19 protein-coding genes are annotated in these 20,918 nt (G+C 65.5%); 11 read left to right on the top strand and 8 right to left on the bottom strand.

All coding sequences use genetic code 11. The annotated features are described in order from the left end of the window. Nucleotides 1-81 precede the first annotated feature (81 nt). The 6 genes from QX132_RS17715 to QX132_RS17690 all read right to left on the bottom strand — a co-directional run bounded on the left by QX132_RS17715 (nt 82) and on the right by QX132_RS17690 (nt 5,719). On the bottom strand, nt 82-786 hold the full coding sequence (locus QX132_RS17715) for an ABC transporter ATP-binding protein (protein ID WP_315776444.1): 705 nt from the start codon (nt 784-786) through the stop codon (nt 82-84). Then, nucleotides 770-1,501, bottom strand: coding sequence for an ABC transporter ATP-binding protein (locus QX132_RS17710; RefSeq protein ID WP_315776443.1), 732 nt, complete (start codon nt 1,499-1,501; stop codon nt 770-772). The genes QX132_RS17715 and QX132_RS17710 overlap by 17 nt, the downstream gene beginning before the upstream one ends. Further along, on the bottom strand, nt 1,498-2,502 hold the full coding sequence (locus tag QX132_RS17705; RefSeq protein WP_315776442.1) for a branched-chain amino acid ABC transporter permease: 1,005 nt from the start codon (nt 2,500-2,502) through the stop codon (nt 1,498-1,500). Before QX132_RS17705 ends, QX132_RS17710 begins: the two co-directional genes overlap by 4 nt. After that, the gene (locus QX132_RS17700; RefSeq protein WP_315737227.1) at nt 2,502-3,380 is read right to left on the bottom strand and encodes a branched-chain amino acid ABC transporter permease; all 879 of its coding nucleotides are present in this window, start codon (nt 3,378-3,380) and stop codon (nt 2,502-2,504) included. Before QX132_RS17700 ends, QX132_RS17705 begins: the two co-directional genes overlap by 1 nt. A gap of 193 nt (nt 3,381-3,573) precedes the next feature. Beyond that, nucleotides 3,574-4,818, bottom strand: coding sequence for an ABC transporter substrate-binding protein (locus QX132_RS17695; protein WP_315737226.1), 1,245 nt, complete (start codon nt 4,816-4,818; stop codon nt 3,574-3,576). 82 nt (nt 4,819-4,900) lie between these two features. Further along, nucleotides 4,901-5,719, bottom strand: a complete 819-nt coding sequence (locus QX132_RS17690; RefSeq protein WP_316162173.1) for a putative hydro-lyase — start codon at nt 5,717-5,719, stop codon at nt 4,901-4,903. 113 nt (nt 5,720-5,832) lie between these two features. Here QX132_RS17690 and QX132_RS17685 point away from each other — a divergent pair, with 113 nt between their 5' ends. From QX132_RS17685 to QX132_RS17675, 3 genes are all read left to right on the top strand, one after another. Next, nucleotides 5,833-6,795, top strand: coding sequence for a LysR family transcriptional regulator (locus QX132_RS17685; RefSeq protein WP_316162171.1), 963 nt, complete (start codon nt 5,833-5,835; stop codon nt 6,793-6,795). After that, the gene (locus QX132_RS17680; protein ID WP_315813032.1) at nt 6,792-8,042 is read left to right on the top strand and encodes a Zn-dependent hydrolase; all 1,251 of its coding nucleotides are present in this window, start codon (nt 6,792-6,794) and stop codon (nt 8,040-8,042) included. The genes QX132_RS17685 and QX132_RS17680 overlap by 4 nt, the downstream gene beginning before the upstream one ends. A 227-nt stretch (nt 8,043-8,269) precedes the next feature. Next, a complete protein-coding gene (locus QX132_RS17675) occupies nt 8,270-9,181 on the top strand; it encodes an NAD(P)-dependent oxidoreductase (RefSeq protein WP_316162169.1) in 912 nt (303 codons plus the stop codon). Nucleotides 9,182-9,587: 406 nt separating this feature from the next. On the opposite strand, the gene QX132_RS17670 is transcribed toward QX132_RS17675, so the two are convergent. Then, on the bottom strand, nt 9,588-10,661 hold the full coding sequence (locus QX132_RS17670; RefSeq protein ID WP_315776435.1) for a tartrate dehydrogenase: 1,074 nt from the start codon (nt 10,659-10,661) through the stop codon (nt 9,588-9,590). A gap of 160 nt (nt 10,662-10,821) precedes the next feature. Here QX132_RS17670 and QX132_RS17665 point away from each other — a divergent pair, with 160 nt between their 5' ends. The 6 genes from QX132_RS17665 (at nt 10,822) to QX132_RS17640 (ending at nt 17,681) form a co-directional block, all read left to right on the top strand. Then, on the top strand, nt 10,822-11,598 hold the full coding sequence (locus tag QX132_RS17665) for an SDR family oxidoreductase (protein ID WP_316162167.1): 777 nt from the start codon (nt 10,822-10,824) through the stop codon (nt 11,596-11,598). A gap of 79 nt (nt 11,599-11,677) precedes the next feature. After that, nucleotides 11,678-13,102 (top strand): amidase, encoded by a 1,425-nt coding sequence (locus QX132_RS17660; RefSeq protein ID WP_316162165.1) that lies wholly within the window; start codon nt 11,678-11,680, stop codon nt 13,100-13,102. A 205-nt stretch (nt 13,103-13,307) separates the two neighbouring features. Next, nucleotides 13,308-14,630: an MFS transporter gene (locus QX132_RS17655; protein WP_315737218.1), complete on the top strand. Its 1,323-nt coding sequence runs from the start codon at nt 13,308-13,310 to the stop codon at nt 14,628-14,630. Nucleotides 14,631-14,656: 26 nt separating this feature from the next. Next, on the top strand, nt 14,657-15,319 hold the full coding sequence (locus tag QX132_RS17650; protein ID WP_315737217.1) for a sulfite oxidase-like oxidoreductase: 663 nt from the start codon (nt 14,657-14,659) through the stop codon (nt 15,317-15,319). 167 nt (nt 15,320-15,486) lie between these two features. After that, the gene (locus QX132_RS17645; protein ID WP_315737216.1) at nt 15,487-15,852 is read left to right on the top strand and encodes a hypothetical protein; all 366 of its coding nucleotides are present in this window, start codon (nt 15,487-15,489) and stop codon (nt 15,850-15,852) included. 611 nt (nt 15,853-16,463) lie between these two features. Continuing rightward, complete coding sequence (locus tag QX132_RS17640) at nt 16,464-17,681, top strand: bifunctional alpha/beta hydrolase/OsmC family protein (RefSeq protein ID WP_316162164.1); 1,218 nt, start codon at nt 16,464-16,466, stop codon at nt 17,679-17,681. 1 nt (nt 17,682) lies between these two features. Here the strand turns inward: QX132_RS17640 and QX132_RS17635 are convergent, their stop codons facing one another. Continuing rightward, on the bottom strand, nt 17,683-18,729 hold the full coding sequence (locus tag QX132_RS17635) for a YeeE/YedE family protein (RefSeq protein WP_316162298.1): 1,047 nt from the start codon (nt 18,727-18,729) through the stop codon (nt 17,683-17,685). A gap of 214 nt (nt 18,730-18,943) precedes the next feature. Here QX132_RS17635 and paaI point away from each other — a divergent pair, with 214 nt between their 5' ends. Continuing rightward, on the top strand, nt 18,944-19,411 hold the full coding sequence (gene paaI / locus QX132_RS17630; protein ID WP_409998887.1) for a hydroxyphenylacetyl-CoA thioesterase PaaI: 468 nt from the start codon (nt 18,944-18,946) through the stop codon (nt 19,409-19,411). 43 nt (nt 19,412-19,454) lie between these two features. Further along, a complete protein-coding gene (paaK, locus tag QX132_RS17625) occupies nt 19,455-20,783 on the top strand; it encodes a phenylacetate--CoA ligase PaaK (RefSeq protein WP_316162163.1) in 1,329 nt (442 codons plus the stop codon). The last annotated feature ends 135 nt before the right edge of the window (nt 20,784-20,918 follow it).

The following is a 20,918-nucleotide window of genomic DNA, read 5'->3' as shown; positions in this document are numbered from 1 at the left end:
AAGCGATCCAGGGGGCCGCAGCAAGAACCCTGTATTACCCTTGCTTTGCAGCGGCTCGGCGGCTGCGAAGCACACAGTCGATCACAGCCCCAGATACGCCTTCCGCACATCCTTGTTGCCGCTGATCTCAGCCGCCGTGCCCTGCATCAGGACGCGGCCGGTCTGGAGGATGTAGGCGCGGTCGGCGATCTCCAGGCATTCGGCCATGCGCTGCTCGACGATCAGCACGGTCATGCCGGCATCGCGGATGCGCTTGACGGCCTGGAAGATCTCGTCGACCAGCTTCGGCATGATGCCCTGCGACGGCTCGTCGAGCATCAGAAGCCGCGGCCGGGTCATCAAAGCGCGGCCGATCGCCAGCATCTGCTGCTCGCCGCCGGACAAGGTCTCGGCGCGCTGCTCGAGCCGCTCGGACAGCCGCGGAAACAGTGTGAATACGAAGTCGAGCGGCTCCTCGCGGTTGGCCTCACCGCGATACAGATAGCTGCCGAGCCTCAAGTTGTCGCGTACCGAGAGCCGCGGAAACAGCCGCCGGTTCTCCGGCACATAGGCAATGCCCTTGGCCGTGATCAGATGCTGCGCCATGCCGTCGATGCGATTGCCGTCGAAGGTGACGGCGCCGGCACGCGGCCGCTCGGCGCCGGCGATCGACTTCAGAAGCGTCGACTTGCCGGCGCCATTGGCGCCGGCGACGCAGACGATCTCGCCCTTGTTGACGTCGATCGAGACATTCGAGATCGCGACCAGGCCCTGATAGGCGGTGGTGACGTCACGCACCGACAGCATGGCGGTCTCCAAGATAGGCGGAAATGACTTTGGGATCGCGGACGACATCCTTGGGCTTGCCTTCGATCAGCACCTTGCCGAGATCGAGCACGATGGCGCGGTCGACCAGCGGCATCACGATCTCCATGACGTGCTCGACCATCAGCACCGTGATGCCGGTGTCGCGCACGCGACGCACGAGCTCGACGCCCTTTTGTGACTCGACCGGCGTCAGGCCGGTCAGCACCTCGTCGAGCAGCAGCAGCTTCGGCTCGGTCGCGAGCGCGCGGGCCACTTCCAGCCGCCGCTTCTCCGACGGCACGAGGTCGCTCGCCAGCACGTCGGCACGCGTATCGAGCCCGCAGAAGGCCAGCACGTCATGCGCCTTCCGCCGCGCCTCGCGCATGACAGTGGTGCGCACCAGCGCGCCGACGATGACGTTCTCGATCACCGTCATGCTCTCAAAGCTCTTCACGACCTGGAAGGTGCGGCCGATGCCACGCTGGCAGCGCTCGGCTGCCGGCAGCGCCGTGACGTCCTCGCCGTCGAAGATGATCGCGCCTTCAGTCGGCTTGAACGCGCCGGCAATCAGGTTGAACAAGGTCGACTTGCCGGCGCCGTTCGGCCCGATCAGGCCGACGATCTCGCCGCGCCCGACCGAAATCGAGACGTCAGAGTTCGCGGTCAGGCCGGAGAAGCGCTGGGTGATGTTGCGGGTTTCCAGCAGCGCGGTCATGACGCCACCGCCTCTCTCGCCGGCTGGGCGGCCGGCCTCGGCTTGCGGGAGAACAGACTGACCAGCCCCTGCGGCCGCGCCAGGGAGATCGCGATGATCAGGCCGCCATAGACGATCAGGTCGACGCCGCGGCCCGAGCCGCCGATATAGGAGCGGGTCAGCTCGGTCAGCGGGATCAGGATGACGGCACCGAGCATCGGGCCCCACAAGGTGCCGATGCCTCCGAGCACGGCAGGCAGCGCCATCAGCAACGAGAACTGGAAGCCCATGACGCTCTCGGGGTCGATATAGGAGACGAACTGCGCATAGAAGCTGCCGCCGATGGCGACCAGGAAGGCCGAAACGGCCGCCGCCCCCATCTTGGAGTTGAACACGTCGACGCCGAGGCTCTCCGCCGCGACCGGATTGTCCTTCACCGCGCGCCACCAATAGCCCCACTTGGAATCCTCGAGCCACCAAGTCACGAACCAGGCGACGCAGGCCAGCGCCAGCGCGAAGTAGAAGTATGGCAGCTTGGAGCGTGTGAACTGGAACGTCAGCCAGGAGTCGCGCCGCACCGGAATGTCGATGCCGAGCGCCGCACCCGCCCAGTCCCAGTTCTGAAACAGCAGCAGCGTGATCTCGGCGATGACGATGGTCGCGATCACGAAGTAATGGCCGCCGAGCCGGAAGCAGGGATAGCCGAGCGCCATCGCAATGACGGCTGAGATGAGACCGCCGGCGAGCATGCCGAACCACGGCAGCACGCCGAACTTGGTGAACAGGATCGCGGTGGTGTAGGCGCCAAGCCCGAAATACAGCGCGTGTCCCAGCGAGATCTGGCCGCAATAGCCGGACAGAATGTTCCAGCTCTGCGACAGCGCCGCATACATCAGGGTCAACACCATGATGTTCTGGACGTAGACGTCCTTGACGAACAGCGGCACCGCGGCCGCGACCGCGGCGAGGAAGGCGGCGAGGACGAGGTCGCGCCGGCGGCGTTGGATGAATGCCTTGTCCATCAGATCGATCCGAACAGGCCGCGCGGGCGGATGAAGACGACGAGGAGATAGACGCCGTAGATACCGACGGTCTTGAGTGACGGCGGCAGGATCAGCGTGGTGATGGCCTCGACCAGGCCGACGACGATGCCGCCGGCAAAGGCGCCGAATACGCTGCCGAAGCCGCCGAGCGCGACCGTCACATAGGCGATGGTCGCGAACGACGCGCCGACATCGGGGAAGACGTAGAAGAAGATCGCCATGACCGCGCCGGCAAGACCGACCAGCGCAGCTCCAAGGCCCCAGCCGAGCGCGAACACCTTGTTCTTGTCGATGCCGACCAGCGCCACCGCGCCGGCATCCTCTCGCGTCGCCTCCAGCGCCCGGCCGAAATCGGTGCGGTGGATGAAGAAATAGAGCCCGGCGAAGGCCGCGATCGCGATCAGCGCACCGACCAGTTGCGGCTGCGGCAGGTAGATCCCCGCGATCGAGATCGTCTTGCCGCCGAGCCAGGAGTGCGGAATGCTGCGATAGTCCGGCGTGAAGAAATACTGCGCGACCCCGCGCATCAGCACCGCGAGCCCGAAGGTGGAGAAGATCTGCACCATGCCGGTATTGGCCTTGGCACGGACCGCGAATCTGACGATCAGCAGATAGACCACGGCCCCGAACACGAACAGAGCGGCGGCGACCAGCGGCGCCGCAAGCAACGGGTCGAGCGCAAAGAACGCGAACAGGAAGAAGGTCGCGTACATCGCGATCATCAGGAACTCGCCATGGGCGAAGTTCACGACGTCCATCAGCCCGAAGATGAGCGCCAGCCCCACGGCGATCAGGCCGTAGAGCAGGCCCATCAAGAGGCCGCTGGCGAGACTTTGGATGATTGTTTCTGCTGTCACAGATCTTGCCCCACTCTCGATGTGACACTTGGTGTCGTCCTGGCGAAAGCCAGGACCCATAACCACGACTGTTTTTGTGGGGCACGACGACGACCAATCATCGTCCAACCACGGCCTCGGAGTATGGGTCCCGGGTCGGCGCCGCCACGCGCTGACGCGCGTCGCGGCTTGCCCGGGACGACACTCGAGGTTGCTACTTCATCGGCCAGGTGGCTTGGGCCACCGCGGCCTGGGTCGGGAAGATGGTGACGAACTTGCCGCCGACATATTGCAGCAGCACCGGATCCGCGTCGTTGTTCTGGCCGCTCTCGTCGAACTTCACGCGCTTCCACGGCATGATGGTCTGCTCGCCCGGCATGTCGGTCGCGGCCAGCGCGTCGCGGATCTTCTCGCCGTCAACAGACTTGGCGCGGTTGATGGCATCGGCCATCACGATCAGGCCCATGAACTGCCGCGAGGAGTAGTCGTTGAAATCCTTGCCCGACTTGGCCTTGAACATGTCGTTGATCTTGCCGACCATCGGCCGCTTGGCGGCGAGATCGAGCGAGAACGAGCCGCGCGAGATCACGCCTTCGAGCTTGTCGCCGACCGCGTCATACAGCGCCTTCTCCGAGAAGCCGGCGTCCTGCGCCACGATCGCATTCGGCTTGTAGCCGAGCTCGGCCATGGTCTTGACCAGCAGGATGCCGTCGGTGGTGTAGCTCGACGGCATCAGCACGTCGGCATTGGCCGCCTTGAGCTGCTGCACCTCGGCCGACAGCGACGGCGAGTTGGCGCGGTACTTGATGTCGGCGACGATCTTGTAGCCGCGCTCGTTGGCGAGCTTGAGCTGGGCGTTGCTCGAATCCGTGCCGAAGATCGTGTCCTCGTGGAACAGCGCGAGCGTCTCGATCTTGGTGCCCTTCTTCTTCATCGCATCGAAGAAGTCGAACATCGCCTGCGAGAACATCTCGTCATGCGGCGCGGCGCGGAAATAGTATTTCAAGCCGCGGCGATGCAGGCTCGGCGAGGAGTTGTCGGCGGAGAGATATGGGATCTGGTAGCGCTCGCAGATCTGGCTCGCGGTGACCGCGACGGCACTCTGATAGGAGCCGATGACGGCTGCGACCTTCTCCTGCGTGATCAGGCGCTCGGCCTCGGCGCGGCCCTTCTGCGGATCCGCCTGATGATCGGCGAACACCAGCTTGATCTTGGCGCCGCCGAGACCCGGCAGCCCCTCGGTACGGGCCAGCGGCAGGTCGTAGTCGTATTTGCCGTTGATGATCTCGGCCGCCGTCTCGAACGCGCGCTGCGCGTCGACGCCGATCTGGGCGCTGGCGCCCGAGAACGGATAGATGACGCCGATCTTCACTTCCGACGTCTGGGCGCGGGCGGCGATCGGACCGAGAGCAGCGGCAGCGGTGGCTCCAAGCAGGACGTTACGGCGCGTAATGGTCATGGCAAGATCCTCTGATGAAAGCGCATCGATGAAGCGGTTGACGTCGGTGGTAAAGGCTCAAAAAGCAGCACAAGCTGGCTGATTAGAGGACGGCGAGATCCTTGTTCCTGAGATCAGTGATCAGCATCAGGCCCGGCGCGTGGGTAATGGCGAAGGGCAGCTTGGCCGCGGCGATGACCGCCTGCGGTGTGACGCCGCAGGCCCAGAACACAGGGATTTCGTCCGCGGCGACGGGCACCGGATCGCCGTAGTCCGGCGTGTTGAGATCAGCGATACCGATCTGCTCAGGATGACCGAGATGCACCGGCGCGCCGTGCACCGCGGGAAAGCGCGTCGTGATCTGCACGGCGCGGATCGCCTGCGCCGGCTTGAACGGGCGCATCGACACCACCATCGGCCCCGCGAACGGCCCCGACGGCGTGCAGGCGATGTTGGTGCGGTACATCGGCACGCGACAGCCCTGCTCGATGTGGCGGATCGGCAGACCGTCCGCCATCAGCGCCTCCTCGAACGAGAACGAGCAGCCGAGCACGAAGGTGACGAGGTCGTCGCGCCAGTGCGCAAGCAGATCGGTCGGCTCCTCGACCATCTCGCCATCGCGCCAGACGCGATAGCGCGGCACATCGGTGCGGATGTCGAGGTCGGCGCCGAGCGCCGGAATGAAAGGATTGCCCGGTTCGGACATGCCGATGATCGGACACGGTTTTGGATTGAGCTGGCAGAAGCGGTGGAAGGCGCCAGCGTACGTCTCGGGGATAACAGCCAGATTGCCCTGGACGAAGCCGTTTGCGACCCCCGCCGTGCTCCAGCCCCTGCCGGCACGATAATCCAGGCGGGCTTGATGGCTCGGGAGAAGTTCACTCCCACCCGCTGATTGCTGCAGTGCCGCAGAAACAGTCATTTGTGCCACTTGCCTAATATCTCGACAAACTCACTGAACATCAGCCATGCTATAAAGTCTAATCTTCGTTTTTAATCGGGATCGATAAGACAAATTGATCCGAGCGGGGCGCGATGTTGGATTTCCGTTCCATCGAGACCTTCCTCTGGGTGGTGAAGCTTGGCAGCTTTCGCGGCGCGGCGCAGCGCCTGAACACCACTCAGCCGGCCATTTCCCAGCGGATCGCCCAGCTCGAGCGCGAGCTCGGCGTCAAGCTGCTGAACCGCGACCACCGCGTGGCGTCGCCGACTGCGAGCGGACGGCAGATGCTGGTGTATGCCGAGAAGCTGATCGGCCTGCGCGCGGAGATGCTGGCCGAGGTCGGCGACCGCTCCGCGATGCGCGGCGTGCTCCGGCTCGGCGTCGCCGAGACCATCGTGCACGACTGGCTGCCGCGGCTGATCAAGAGCGTCAATGAGAGCTATCCGAACCTGTCGCTGGAGATCGAGGTCGACGTCACGCCGAACCTGCATGCGCGGCTGCTGGCGCAGGAGATCGAGCTCGCCTTCGCGCTCGGCTCGCCGTCCGCGTCGGGCATCCGCAGTCGCGTGCTGTGCGACTATCCGATCAGCTTCCTGGCCAGCCCCTCTTTGGGTTTCGGCAAAGGTCTGATCACGGCGGAGCAGATGGCACGGTTTCCAATCATTACCTTCCCGCGCAACACCCAGCCCTACGACAATGTGCGCTCGCTCTTCAATCGCCCGCATCTGCCGCCGATGCGTCTGCACGCCAGCGCCTCGCTGGCGACCGTGATCCACATGGCCGTCGAGGGCCTCGGCGTCGCCGTCATTCCCGCGGCGATCGTCGCCAACGAGATCGAGCGCGGACGCCTGCAGGAGTTGAAAACGGATTTGCGGATTCCGCCGCTGACCTTCACGGCGAGCTGGCTGTCGTCCCCCGAGATGGTCGCGATCGAGCGCGTTGCCGAGCTCGCAGCCAGAACCGCGCAGACGGCCAGCCATCCGGCCACATCGGTTGACGCCATCGTCGCGGCGCGCGATGGACAGGACGCCGGAGTACAGGGACTTCAAGCATGAGCCGCGCCGTAACCAATCTGCAGATCGATTCCGCCCGCCTCTGGGACAGCATTCACGAGACCGCCAGGTTTGGCGCGACGCCGAAGGGCGGCGTGCGGCGGCTGACCTTGAGCCAGGAGGACAAGCAGGTCCGCGACTGGTTCCGCAAAGCCTGCGAGGATGCCGGGCTCGACGTGCACGTCGACACGCTCGGCTCGATGTTCGCACTTCGCAAGGGCCGCGACATGTCGAAGCCGCCGGTCGGGCTCGGCTCGCATCTCGACACCCAGCCGACGGGCGGCAAGTTCGACGGCATTCTCGGCACGCTCGGCGCGCTGGAGGTGATCCGCACGCTCAACGACGCCGGCATCGAGACCGACGCGCCGCTCTGCATCGTCAACTGGACCAACGAGGAAGGCTCGCGCTTCGCGCCGGCGATGATGGCGTCGGCCGCCTATGTCGGCGACTTCACGGTCGAGGACATTTTGTCGCGGACAGATGCCGCAGGCATGACCGTGGGCGCGGCGCTGGACGAGATCGGCTATCGCGGCGAGACCAAGGTCGGCACGCAGACATTCTCGGGCTTCGTCGAGCTGCACATCGAGCAGGGTCCGATCCTGGAGGCCGAGAACAAGACCATCGGCGTGGTCGATCACGGCCAGGGCGTGTTCTGGTACGACGGCAAGGTCACCGGCTTCGAGAGCCATGCCGGCTCGACGCCGATGCCGCTGCGCCGCGACGCGCTGCTGGCGCTGTCGGAGTTCGCGCTCACCCTGGAGCAGATCGCGCTCAAGCTCGGACCGAACGCGGTCGCCACCATCGGCGAGGCCGTGATCGCCAATCCCTCGCGCAACGTGATCCCCGGCGAGATCGCCTTCACCATCGACTGCCGCAGCGCCAACGCCGAGACGCTGGACGCGCTCGATACCAGCCTGCGTGCGGCGGCGAGCGAGATTTCCAAGAAGCGCAAAGTCGAGATTGCGATCGACCAGGTCTGGCGCAAGCCGCCGACGCACTTCGATCCCAAGCTGGTCGATGCCGTCGAGCGCGCTGCCGGCACGCTCGGCTATTCGCACCGGCGCATCACGTCGGGAGCGGGCCACGACGCCTGCAATCTCAACACGATCATGCCGGCCGCGATGGTGTTCGTGCCCTGCAAGGATGGCATCAGCCACAACGAGCTCGAGGATGCCACGCAATCCGACTGCGCCGCCGGCGCCAACGTGCTGCTGCACACCGTGCTGTCGCTGGCGGGCGTGGCGTCGTGACGGGCTGATTGCTCTCACTCGCTCCTACTTTAAGTTAACATTCTCCGATCGAAGTCGCGCAGGCACACTGAGCTCCCCTCCCCCTGCGGGGAGGGGTCGGGGATGGGGGTCCACAACGGCGGTCTCGCCCGGAGCCACCCCCCTCCCCAACCCTCCCCCACAAGGGGGGAGGGAGCAGACCTCGTCCTGCGCGACCATTTTGCCTACTTCCTAGAGGAGATCCTCACGTGCGCGGAGTTTTCATCGACGCCAACGAGTCGCTTGCCGAGATCTTCGAGCGGCAGCGCAAATCGGGCGATCCCGAGATGCGCGTGCATCTCGATCCGGACATCAAGCCGGACGACTGGCCCGCCATTCTCGATGGCGCCGAGATCGGCGTGGTCGATCACACCGCCCTGCCCACCGAGGTCGCGAAGCAGTGCAAGGGGCTCAAGCACGTCGTGTTCCTCGGCACCGGCGCGCGCAGCTACATGAATCCGGAGGAGCTGGCCGAGCTCGACATCACCGTGCACCTGATCAAGGGCTATGGCGATACGGCAGTTGCAGAAGCAGCGATCGCGCTGATGTGGGCCTCGGCCCGCGGCATCGCGCAGATGGACCGCGAGATGCGCGCCGGCAACTGGCTGCGCGACGACGGCATGCAGTTGACCGGCAAGACGCTCGGCCTGATCGGCTTCGGCGGCATCGCCGCGGAGGTCGCGCGCATCGCGTCGGGCAGCGGCATGAAGGTGATCGCCTGGAACCGCTCGCCGAAGAGTCATCCGGGCGTGGCGTTCGTCGATCTCGACACGCTGCTCAAGGAGAGCCACGTCGTCTCGCTGCATCTCCTGCTCAACGACGAGACCCGCGGCTTCCTGTCCCGCGACCGCATCGCGCAGATGCGGCCGGGCGTGATCTTCGTGAACACCGCCCGCGCGGCCATCGTCGACGAAGCAGCGATGATCGACGCCCTGCGCTCCGGCCACATCCGCCACGCCGGCCTCGACGTCTTCAACGCCGAGCCGCTGCCGGCAGATCACGTGCTGACGACGATTCCCAACGTCACGCTGTCGGCGCACTCGGCGTTCCGCACGCCGGAGGCGAGCGAGAACCTGATTCACGCGGCGTGGGAGCACTGCCGCAGGGTGGCGAAGAAGTAGTTGTTGACGCGTAGGGTGGGCAAAGCGGCCGCCGCTAGGCGGCAGCGTGCCCACCGTCGATCAGCGCGTACGCGGCAAGACGGTGGGCACGGCGCCACCGCGATCTCATGCGGGGATGCAGCAGAGCCGCGCCTTTGCCCACCCTACGGCTCTCTCCTTCGTCATTGCGAGCGAAGCGAAGCAATCCAGAGTCCCGCGGCGACCCTGGATTGCTTCGTCGCTACGCTCCTCGCAATGACGATGTTGATCGAGCTACCGCCCCCCTCACCGTCGTCCCGGCGAACGCCGGGACCCATACCGCGTGATTTATCTGTGGCGCGCGGTGGCAGATATCGGCGGCTACAATGACGGCCGGTGGTTATGGGCCCCGGCGTTCGCCGGGGCGACATCGAGCAAATAGCGGCGACTAGTCCACCATGTCTGCGACGGCCTTGCCGCACGCCACCGTATCAGCGTTGCCGCCCAGATCCCGCGTGCGCAGCGTCCGCTCGGCCAGCGTCCGCTCGATCGCGCCGACGATCGACTGCGCTGCAGTCTTCTCTCCCAGATGCTCCAGCATCATCGCGCCCGACCAGATCATGCCGATCGGGTTGGCAATCCCCTGCCCTGCGATATCGGGCGCCGAGCCGTGCACCGGCTCGAACACCGACGGGAAATTGCGCTCGGGATTGATGTTGCCCGACGGCGCGATGCCGATCGTGCCGGTGCAGGCAGGTCCCAAATCGGACAGGATGTCGCCGAACAGGTTGGAGCCGACGACGACGTCGAACCAGTCCGGGTGCAGCACGAAGTTCGCGGTGAGGATGTCGATGTGGTACTTGTCCCACTTCACGCCCGGATAGTTCTTCGCCATCGCCTCGACGCGCTCGTCCCAGTAAGGCATCGTGATCGAAATGCCGTTGGACTTCGTCGCCGAGGTCAGGTGCTTCTTCGGCCGGGATTGAGCGAGCTCGAAGGCGAACTTCAGGATGCGGTCGACGCCGGTGCGCGTCATCACCGTCTGCTGGGTGACGAACTCGCGATCGGTGTCCGGGAACATGCGGCCGCCGACCGAGGAGTATTCGCCTTCGGTGTTCTCGCGCACCACCCAGAAATCGATGTCGCCGGGCTTGCGACCCGCCAGCGGCGACGGCACGCCGGGCATCAGCCGCACGGGGCGCAGATTGACGTACTGATCGAACTCGCGGCGGAACTTGATGAGCGAGCCCCACAGCGACACGTGGTCTGCGATCTTGGCGGGCCAGCCGACGGCGCCGAAATAGATCGCGTCATGGCCGCCGATCTGCGCCTTCCAGTCGTCCGGCATCATCTGGCCGTGCTTCTCGTAATAGTCGTAGCTCGAGAAGTCGAAATGATCGAACTGCACCGCGACGCCGTGCTTCTTGGCCGCCGTCTCGATCACGCGAATGCCCTCGGGCATGACCTCCTTGCCGATGCCGTCGCCGGGAATGACTGCGATGCGATAGGGCTTCTTGCTCATCGAGCGGATCCTTGGTCGTTTACGCCGGTACGCCCGGCTGAAATGGCGAATGCCTGAATGAACCAAACCACGCCCAAGCGCAACGCTGCGGTGCAAGATTGACCGCATGGCTGACGCGCCAGACAATCCTATCTCCTCACCCATCCCAGCGAGCACGTCCATGGACCTTCATCTGCGCGGCAAGCGCGTTCTCATCACCGGCGCGTCCAAGGGGATCGGTGCCGCAGCCGCCGAAGCCTTCGCCGAGGAAGGCTGTCACGTCAGGCTTGCAGCGCGCAGTGGCGACCGGCTCGCGGCCCTGGTCGAGCAGCTGCGATCGAAGCATCAGATCGATGCGGCCGCGCATGTCGTGGACCTGCGCAAGAGCGAGGACGTCGCGCGGCTGGCCGAAGCTGCTTCCGATATCGACATCCTCGTCAACAATGCCGGCGACATCCCGGGCGGCGCGATCGACAAGATCGACGAGGCGGCCTGGCGGCATGCCTGGGACCTGAAGGTGTTCGGCTTCATCAATCTGACGCGCCTGGTCTATGCGCAGATGAAGGCGCGCGGTGGCGGCGTCATCATCAACGACATCGGCGCGGCCGGCGAGAAGTTCGACGCCAACTACATCTGCGGCAGCGCCGGCAATGCGGCGCTGATGGCCTTCACCCGCGCGCTCGGCTCCAAGAGCCTCGCCGACAACATCCGTGTGGTCGGCATCAATCCCGGGCCGGTCGGCACCGATCGCCACGTCACTCTGCTCAAGACCCGCGCCAAGCATCAGTTCGGCGACGAGAGCCGCTACACCGAATTCCAGAAGAGCCTGCCGCTCGGCCGTCCCGCGCATCCGCGCGAGATCGCCGACCTGATGGCGTTCCTGGCCTCGGACCGTGCCGGCTACACCTCCGGCGTGATCTATACCGTCGATGGCGGCATCAGCGCAGGGTGGGGTTGATCGCCGCGACCTTTCCACCCCACACGAAACGTGATCTACAACATGGCGCCGGGACGCTTGCCATCAGGAGAACTGCACTTTGGCCGACCAGGGACTGATCCGTGAGACCGCCTGCGCCGTCGTCGACAGGTTGAAGGCCGGCGAGGTCACGCCGCTCGATTGCCTCGACGCACTGGAAGCGCGCATCAAAGCCGTCGACGACAAGGTCAACGCGCTGCCGATCCTGTGCTTCGACCGCGCCCGCGAGCACGCCAAGGCGCTGATGCAGAAGCCGGTTGCCGAGCGCGGGGTGCTGGCCGGGCTGCCCGTCCCGATCAAGGACCTCACCGACGTCGCCGGCGTGCTCACCACGCAAGGGTCGCCGATCTTCAAGGACCGGATTTCGGAACGCTCCGATCTCCTGGTCGAGCATCTCGAAGCCAATGGCGGCGTGATCTATGCCAAGTCGAACACGCCGGAGTTCGGCGCCGGCGCCAACACGTTCAACGAGGTGTTCGGCGCGACGCTCAATCCCTGGGACACGTCCCGCTCGGCGGCAGGCTCCTCGGGCGGCGCTGCAGTCGCGCTCGCGACCGGCATGGCCTGGCTCGCGCATGGCTCCGACATGGGCGGCTCGCTGCGCAATCCCGCGAGCTTCTGCGGCATCGTCGGCCTGCGCCCGAGCTTCGGCCGCGTCGCCCATACGCCGGCCGTGGCCGTCGACCGCAATCTCGGCGTCCAGGGCCCGATGGCCCGCAACGTCGAGGATCTCGCGCTGCTGCTCGACGCGATGAGCGGCGAGCACGCCGCCGATCCGATCTCGCTGCCCTCGCCTGCGACGTCGTTCCTGGCCGCGGCGCGCTCCGGCAAGAGGCCGGTTCGCGTTGCCTACTCTCCGGATCTTGGCATCACGCCCGTCGATCCGGAAGTCGCGGCGGTCACGCGCAAGGCGGCGCAGCGCTTCGCCGAGTTGGGCGTGATCGTCGAGGAGGCGCATCCCGATTTCAGCGAGGCGCATGAATGCTTCCACGTGCTGCGCGCGCTCGACTTCGCGATGAGCAAGGCTGAGCTGTTGCGCACCAAGCGCGACCTGTTGAAGCCGGAAGTGATCTGGAACATCGAGGAAGGGCTGAAGCTCACGGTCGCGCAGATCGCGCGCGCCGAGGCGCAGCGCGTGGCGATCACCGCGCGCGCCGTCAAGTTCTTCGAGACCTATGATCTGCTGCTGGCGCCGGCCACCATCGTACCGCCCTTCCCGGTCGAGAACCGCTACGTCGCCGAATGCGCCGGACATAAGTTCGACAACTACGTGCAATGGCTCGGCATCGTCTACGCGATCACGCTGGCCTGCTGCCCAGCCCTGTCGCTGCCCTGCGGCTTCACGGCGTCGGGTCTTCCGGTCGGACTGCAAATGGTCGCGGCACCGCACGCCGACGCCAAGCTGCTCGCAGGCGCCAAGGCGCTGGAGGACGTCCTCGGCGTTGCCGGCTCGACCCCGATCGATCCGCGCGCGCCGAAGGGCTAAGTGATTCCCCTCATCCTGAGGAGCCCGCCGAAGGCGGGCGTCTCGAAGGATGGGCCGCAGCGTGATGCGCCCCCGCCTCGACACTGCTTGTGGCACGCGCGCAGAGTTCCATGCGCTGAACATGGGACCCATGTCCGTTATCGTCTGTGGCAATCGGGGCTGCTGCCGTAGAAGGGCCGCAAATCACGCTTGCCGGAGACCGGATATGACTGACCAGGTGATCGAGCCTGCCGAAGAAGCCACGACGTTCAGCGATGTCGAGCGCCGCATCAAGGCGATCCTGATCGGCTCGGCCGGCAACCTGGTCGAATGGTACGATTTCTATGCCTACACGGCATTCGCGCTGTATTTCGCGCCGGCCTTCTTTCCCTCGAAGGACCCGGTCGTCGAGCAGCTCAACGCCGCGGTCGTGTTCGCCGCGACCTTCCTGATGCGCCCGCTCGGCGGCTGGCTGTTCGGCTATCTCGCCGATCACCATGGCCGGCGGCTGTCGCTGACCGTCTCGGTCCTCTGCATGTGCTTCGGCTCGCTGATCATTGCGGTGACGCCGACCTATGCCACCATCGGCATCGCCGCGCCGATCATCCTGGCGCTCGCCCGCGTCATCGAGGGCCTCAGCCTCGGCGGCGAGTATGGCGCCAGCGCCACCTACCTGTCCGAGGTCGCCGACGCCAAGCATCGCGGCTTCTATTCGAGCTTCCAATACGTCACCCTGATCGGCGGCCAGCTCACCGCGATCATCGTGCTGCTGCTCCTGCAGAAGGTGTTCTTGACAACCGAGGAGCTCAAGGCATGGGGCTGGCGCATTCCATTTGCGATCGGCGCCGGCCTCGCCATCTTCACCGCCGTCATGCGGCGGAACCTGCATGAAACCGAGGCCTTCGTGGAAGCAAAGAAGACGGTCAGTCCGTCGGGATCGATCACCACGCTGCTCAAATATCCGAGAGAGCTGCTGCTGGTGGTCGGCCTGACCGCGGGTGGCACGGCGGCATTCTACACCTTCACGACCTACATGCAGACTTTCGTCAAGCTGTCGGTCGGCCTCACCGAGGACCAGACCACGATGGTGATCTTCGGCTCGCTGCTGTTTGCCTGCGTGCTACAGCCGCTCTATGGCGCGATCTCCGATCGCATCGGCCGCAAGCCGCTGCTGATCTTCTTCGGCGTCGCCGGCACGCTGGCGACGATCCCGATTCTGACCGTGCTGCAGGGCACCAAGGAGCCGTTCACAGCTTTCCTGCTGATCTGCGGCGCCTGGATCTTCACGGCCGGCTACACCTCGATCAACGCGGTGGTGAAGGCCGAGCTGTTTCCGACCAATGTCCGTGCGCTCGGTGTCGGCCTGCCCTACGCGATCACCGTCTCGCTGTTCGGCGGCACCGCACCGGCTATCGCGCTCTACTTCAAGAGCATTGGGCACGAGACCTGGTTCTATTATTATCTCACGGGCGTGATCTTCACGTCGCTATTGATCTATGCGACCATGCGTGACACCAAGCATGCGTCGGCGATGCACCGCCATGAATGAGCTGCCACCACGGATGAGGTGCCGTCATGGCTGACGAGTCCGGGCTACCGCCCGAGAGCAAGCTGACCCGCAGCAAGGAGCGCTGGGCTCACGAGGGCAAATTCCTGACCGGCCGGATCGTGCGGCCCGAGGACCAGCGCCTGCCGCCGGGCCAGCATCTGACCCGCGACTGGCCGGTGCTCGATCTCGGCCTGACGCCCTCGGTCACATCAGAGCGCTGGCGGCTCGACGTCTATGGCGCGGTGGAAAATCCTCTGTTCTGGGATTTCTCCGCCTTCCTCTCCCAGGAGCAGCGCCAGTTCACATCCGACATTCATTGCGTGACGACCTGGTCGCGCTACGACAATCAATGGGAAGGGCTTGCGACGCGCGACCTGCTTGCCGCCTGCCGGCCGCGCGACACAACCGATTTCGTCGTGCTGCATTCCTACGACGGCTACACGACCAATCTCGCACTGGAGGACTTCGCCGCCGAGGACGCCCTGCTCGCGCATAGCTGGTCCGGCGCGCCGCTCACCCAGGAGCATGGCGGCCCGGTCCGCATCGTCGTGCCGCATCTGTATTTCTGGAAGAGCGCAAAATGGCTGAAGGCGATCGAATTCCTAGACAAGGATGCGCCCGGCTATTGGGAGGTGCGCGGCTATCACAACCGCGGCGATCCCTGGGCCGAGCAGCGCTATTCGGACTGACGGGCTTCCGTGGCGCCGAGCGAGCGGAGCCGTAGGGTGGGCAAAGACGCGAAGCGTCGTGCCCACCGCCGTCGCCACTGAAATGAAGCTGAAAAGAAAAGAATGGTGGGCACGCTCCGCTTTGCCCACCCTACGGGCTCAGTTTCCGAACCTGCCAGAGATATCGCATGGAGTTCACCTCAGAAACCGGCAAGATCCCCAAGGGCTACGGGTATCTTCTCAAGCCGAGCGTCATCCTCGCCGCACTGACCGCAAGAGATCTCGGCGGCATTCGCATCCACCTCGTTCGCAGCCACGGCAGGCGTCTGTTCGATGCGCGATATCGGCCGCCGGACGGCGACATTCCTTATGAGCGTCTCAACATCAAAGTCGGCACCGCGCACGAGCGGGACTTGCCTGGACTTCGTCGGCGCGCGAAGGACGAAGCCCTGCCCGCGCTCGTCCAATGGATTTCCGACCTCGTCGCGCAAGACCTGCCGACAGCGATCCGGCACGGCGAACAGGAGATCGAGCTTCTGCCTCCGCGAGACTGATCATTGCTGCGTCGCGTGCGCGATTGATGCTTGCCCGGCCCCCCGGCCCAGAAATATCCCCCTTGCATATTTCTGAAAATCGTGATTTATTAACCGCCATCCCGCCTCGTTGCAGAGGGGGGTATCGCGATCGTCACGGACGTGGAGCGCGGGATGCGGTGGGCGCAACGGGTTGCAGCGTGGTCTTCCATGCGGACGAACGATCCGGTGCGCACGGCGAAATCGTGTGGTCTCGGCGCCGCGGTGCTGGCGTCAAGTCGTGGTGCGGATGACGCGCATCGCGATGACGGGGGCAAGACAGCCGTTCCCCGGAGAGAGCACGTATAAGCCGTTCCAACCATTGCGCAGGGAAGGCCGGGATGTCCTCAGCCGTACCTGTGGTTCTGCCGCCTGCATTTTTTCCGCAGGCGGGCCATGGGGGCGGCAGGCTCCCGACCTTCCCTGCGCCCTCTCGATTGCAGAGGGCGAATAGCCGCAAAGCTCGGGCCGTACAGGCCGCGAGAATGCGCCATCATGTCTGCTGGTATGGCCCTATCTGTTGTATGACGATGTGAGACGATGCGGTGTCATCGCCTCGAGCGGTAGTGAAGACGCAACGAATGGGGCACGATATGCCGACCGAACGTTTCCAGTTTGAAGGCGCAAGCGGCGAGCAGCTTGCCGCTGCGCTCGACCTGCCCAACGGTTCGCCGCGCGCTTACGCGCTGTTCGCGCATTGCTTCTCCTGCGGCAAGGACACGCATGCGGCGCGGCGCATCGCCATGGCGCTGACGGCGCATGGCATCGCCGTGCTGCGGTTCGACTTCACCGGCCTCGGCTCCAGCGAAGGCGACTTCGCCAACACGACGTTCTCCTCCAACGTCGCCGATCTTGTCCGCGCCGCCAATCATCTGCGCGAGACCCGACAGGCGCCGGCGATCCTGATCGGCCACAGCCTCGGCGGCGCCGCTGTGCTGGCGGCCGCCGGCGCCATTCCCGATGCCAAAGCCGTCGTGACGATCGCCGCGCCTTCGGATCCGGGCCATGTCACCAACATGTTCAAGGACAGCCTCGAGGCGATCCGCCGCGACGGCTCGGCCGAGGTCTCGCTCGCGGGGCGCCCGTTCCGGATCAGCAGCTCCTTCCTCGACGACATCGCCGAGCAGCGCCTGCTCGACAAGGTCAAGCATCTGCACAAGGCACTGCTGGTGATGCACTCGCCTGTCGACGAGACCGTCGGCATCGACAACGCGACCCACATCTTCGTCGCTGCCAAGCATCCGAAGAGCTTCATCTCGCTCGATCACGCCGATCATCTCATCAGCAGCAAGCTAGATGCCGCCTATATCGCCGAGGTGATCGCGAGCTGGGCCGGCCGCTACGCCGCACCGGCGCCGGTCGAGCTTGCGGCCACCGATGGCCCGCGCGACGTCGTCGTGCGCGAGACGCGGGCGAGCAAGCTGCAGCAGAGCATCGCGCTCGGGCCCCACCATCTCACCGCAGACGAGCCGCTCTCCGTCGGCGGCCAGGACTCCGGTCCGGGCCCCTACGACCTTCTGCTCGCGGCGCTCGGCGCCTGCACCTCGATGACGATGCGGCTCTATGCCGACCGCAAATTGCTGCCGCTCGACCTGATCACCGTGACCCTGCGTCACAACAAGATCCATGCGGAGGACTGCGCGGCGTGCGAGACCAAGGTCGGGCTGATCGATCAGCTCGAGCGCGAGATCCACATGGACGGCGCGCTCGATGAGGAGCAGCGCAGGAAGCTGATGGAGATCGCCGACAAGTGCCCGGTGCACCGGACGCTGACGTCGGAGATCCGCATCGTCACGCGCGCGACGGACTGAGCTAACGCGCCGCTTCCGGCTCCATCTTCAGCGGCCGCACGCGCAAGGCGCCGCGCAGGCCTGCGGCCGTGCCGATGAAAATGCCGGTGATGGCAACGAACGATGGCAGCGCCAAAGTGGAGAGTCCCGTGAGCCCCTGCCCGACCGAGCAGCCCAGCGCCATCACGCCGCCGATGCCCATCAGCGCGGCGCCGCCAACCGAGCGCAGCATGTGATTCGGCGAGTGAAAACCTTCGAGCTTGAAGCGGCGCGTGACCAGCGCCGTCACGAGACTCCCCGCCAGCACGCCGGCGACCGTTGCGATGCCGAAGTTCACCGTCGAGCCGGTCGACAGCATCACATATTGCAGGCCGTCGGCGATCGGCGCGACGAAGGTCAGGGACGCCACCGGCACCGGATTGAACTCATCGGCGCCGAGATAGCCGGTCGCGAACCAGCCGGCCGCGATCAGCAGGCCGACGACGAGGCCCGCGAGCATCTGCCCCGGTGCGCGCCGGAACGGCGCATGCGCGAAGGCGAACACGATCAACACGCTGCCGAGCGCGAGCGCCGGCAAGAGGCGCGCTGGCGCACCGTGCAGGCCGCCGGCCGACAGCAGCGCAGGAAGCGATGTCGCCGCGGCCGTGGTCTGCGAGGCCTGCATCAGCGCGATGCGCAACGGCGCGATCAGGCCCTTCAACGTCATCTCCGCTGCGATCGCCAGCACCGTCACCACGACGAAGGAGCGCAGATTGCCGCGACCGAGCAGCACCAGCGCGCGCGAGCCGCAACCGTTGGCGAGCACCATGCCGTAGCCGAACAGGACACCGCCCAAGAGCATCAGCGGCACCGAGAAGGTCGGCTGCAGATAGATCGACTTGCCGAGATCGACGGCCCCGTTGGCCGCGAGCAGCTGTGTGGCGACGATGGCGATGCCCATCGCCAGGGCGAAAGTTCGCACCAGCCGGCGGTCGCCGTCGGCCCACCAGCCGCGCAGGCTGCTCATCATGCAGAAGCCGCTGAGCAGCCCGACCACGCCATAGATCAGGCCGATCATGAGACCGGCCATCACGGCCAGATTGGCGGCTTCGGGCACGTTCAGGAATCCTTCCGGTTGCGGACAACACGCGCGTTGCGCAGGCAGCGCTTTCGCTTGACGCGCGCAGAATATTTGCCACGATGTCGCACCTAACTAGATGAGAATGCTTGTTCCAACAAGCATCGACGGGAGAGAACGCCGTGATTTCAGAAACGCATCCTCAGGGGTGGCCGACGCATCGCGCATGCATGGAGGCCGCACGGTGAGCGGCGTGGCGACACTTTCCCCCGACGCTCTCGCCCGCGCCTGCGCCGACGCGATGTGGCAGGATGATCGCGCCAGCCAGGGGCTCGGCATGCACATCGTCGAGATCGGCCCCGGACGCGCCACCCTGCAGATGCAAGTGCAGCCTCACATGGTCAACGGCCATGGCATCGCCCATGGCGGCTTCATCTTCACGCTGGCCGATTCCGCCTTCGCATTCGCCTGCAACTCGCACAACGACCGCACCGTGGCCGCACAGGGCAGCATCAGCTTCATCCGCCCCGGCAAGCTCGGCGACGTTCTGCTTGCCCGCGCGCACGAGGTGTCGCGCAGCGGGCGCTCCGGCATCTATGATGTCCGCGTTACGGCAGGCGACACGGTGATCGCCGAATTCCGCGGCCATTCGCGCAGCATCGGCGGCACGCTGGTCCCGGCCGCCGCGAGCTGATCCGCTTCCCTATCGCCCCGCGCCGCCGCCGGAGGACCTGACCATGACATCGACCAAGCTTCAATCGACCGCCAGCTACGTTCCCGAGATGGACGAAACCGAGCGGGCCTCGCGCGACGAGATCATGGCGCTGCAGACCCGCCGGCTCGCCTGGTCGCTCGAGCACGCCTACGACAACGTCGCCCATTACCGCCAGGCTTTCGACAAGGCCGGCGTGCATCCGTCGGATTTCCGCGAGCTTGCCGATCTGGGCAAGTTTCCGTTCACGGTGAAGACCGACCTGCGCGACAATTACCCGTTCAACATGTTCGCCGTGCCGCGCGAGCAACTGGTACGGGTGCACGCCTCCTCGGGCACGACCGGCAAGCCGATCGTGGTCGGCTATACCCGCAACGACATCGCGACCTGGTCGGCCGTGATGGCACGCTCGATCCGCGCCGCCGGCGGCCGCAGCGGCATGATCATCCACAACGCCTATGGCTACGGCCTGTTCACCGGCGGCCTCGGCGTCCACTACGGCGCCGAGCAGCTCGGCTGCACGGTGGTGCCGATCTCCGGCGGCATGACCGAGCGGCAGGTGCAGCTGATCAATGATTTCCGCCCTGACATCATCACCGTGACGCCAAGCTACATGCTGGCAATCCTCGACGAGTTCAAGCGTCAGGGCCTCGATCCGCGGCAGAGTTCGCTCAGGATCGGCATCTTCGGCGCCGAGCCATGGACCAATGCAATGCGCGCCGAGATCGAGGACGCATTTGCGATGGATGCCACCGACATCTACGGCCTGTCCGAGGTGATCGGCCCTGGCGTGGCGCAGGAATGCCTGGAAACCAAGGACGGACTGCACATCTGGGAGGATCACTTCTATCCGGAGATCGTCGATCCCGACACCGGCAAGGTGCTGCCCGACGGCGAGATGGGCGAACTGGTGTTCACCTCGTTGACCAAGGAGGCCTTCCCCGTCATCCGCTATCGCACCCGCGATCTGACCCGGCTGCTGCCGGGCACCGCGCGGCCGGGCATGCGACGGATGGAGAAGGTCACGGGTCGCTCCGATGACATGATCATCCTGCGCGGCGTCAACCTGTTCCCGTCACAGATCGAGGAGATCCTGCTCTCGACCGAATGGTGCGGCGGCCATTTCATGCTGGAGCTGACGCGCGAGGGCCGCATGGACGAGCTGACGATCTACGCGGAGTCGCGACCGGAGCATTGGGACGAGACCGGCCTCGGCGCGCACGCCGAGCGCATCTCCATCCACATCAAGAACACCATCGGCCTCACGGCAAAGGTGAAAGTCGTCCCGCCCGACACGCTGGAGCGCTCGGCCGGCAAGGCGAAACGGATCAAGGACAAGCGGCCGGTGGGGTAGCCGTTCAGAGATGAAATCGAGATTGAGCGCCGATGACGGCGAACTCCCTCGCCCCGCCTGCGGGGAGAGGGTTGGGGTGAGGGAGACTCTCCACGCACCGAACTCGCGGAGAGTCCCCCTCACCCGGATTGCATC

Origin of the sequence: Bradyrhizobium sp. SZCCHNRI20481, from assembly GCF_032485055.1 — a bacterium.
Classification (GTDB): Bacteria; Pseudomonadota; Alphaproteobacteria; order Rhizobiales; family Xanthobacteraceae; genus Bradyrhizobium.
The sequence above is the reverse complement of the archived record's forward strand: the minus strand, read 5'-3'. Positions and strand labels throughout refer to the sequence as shown.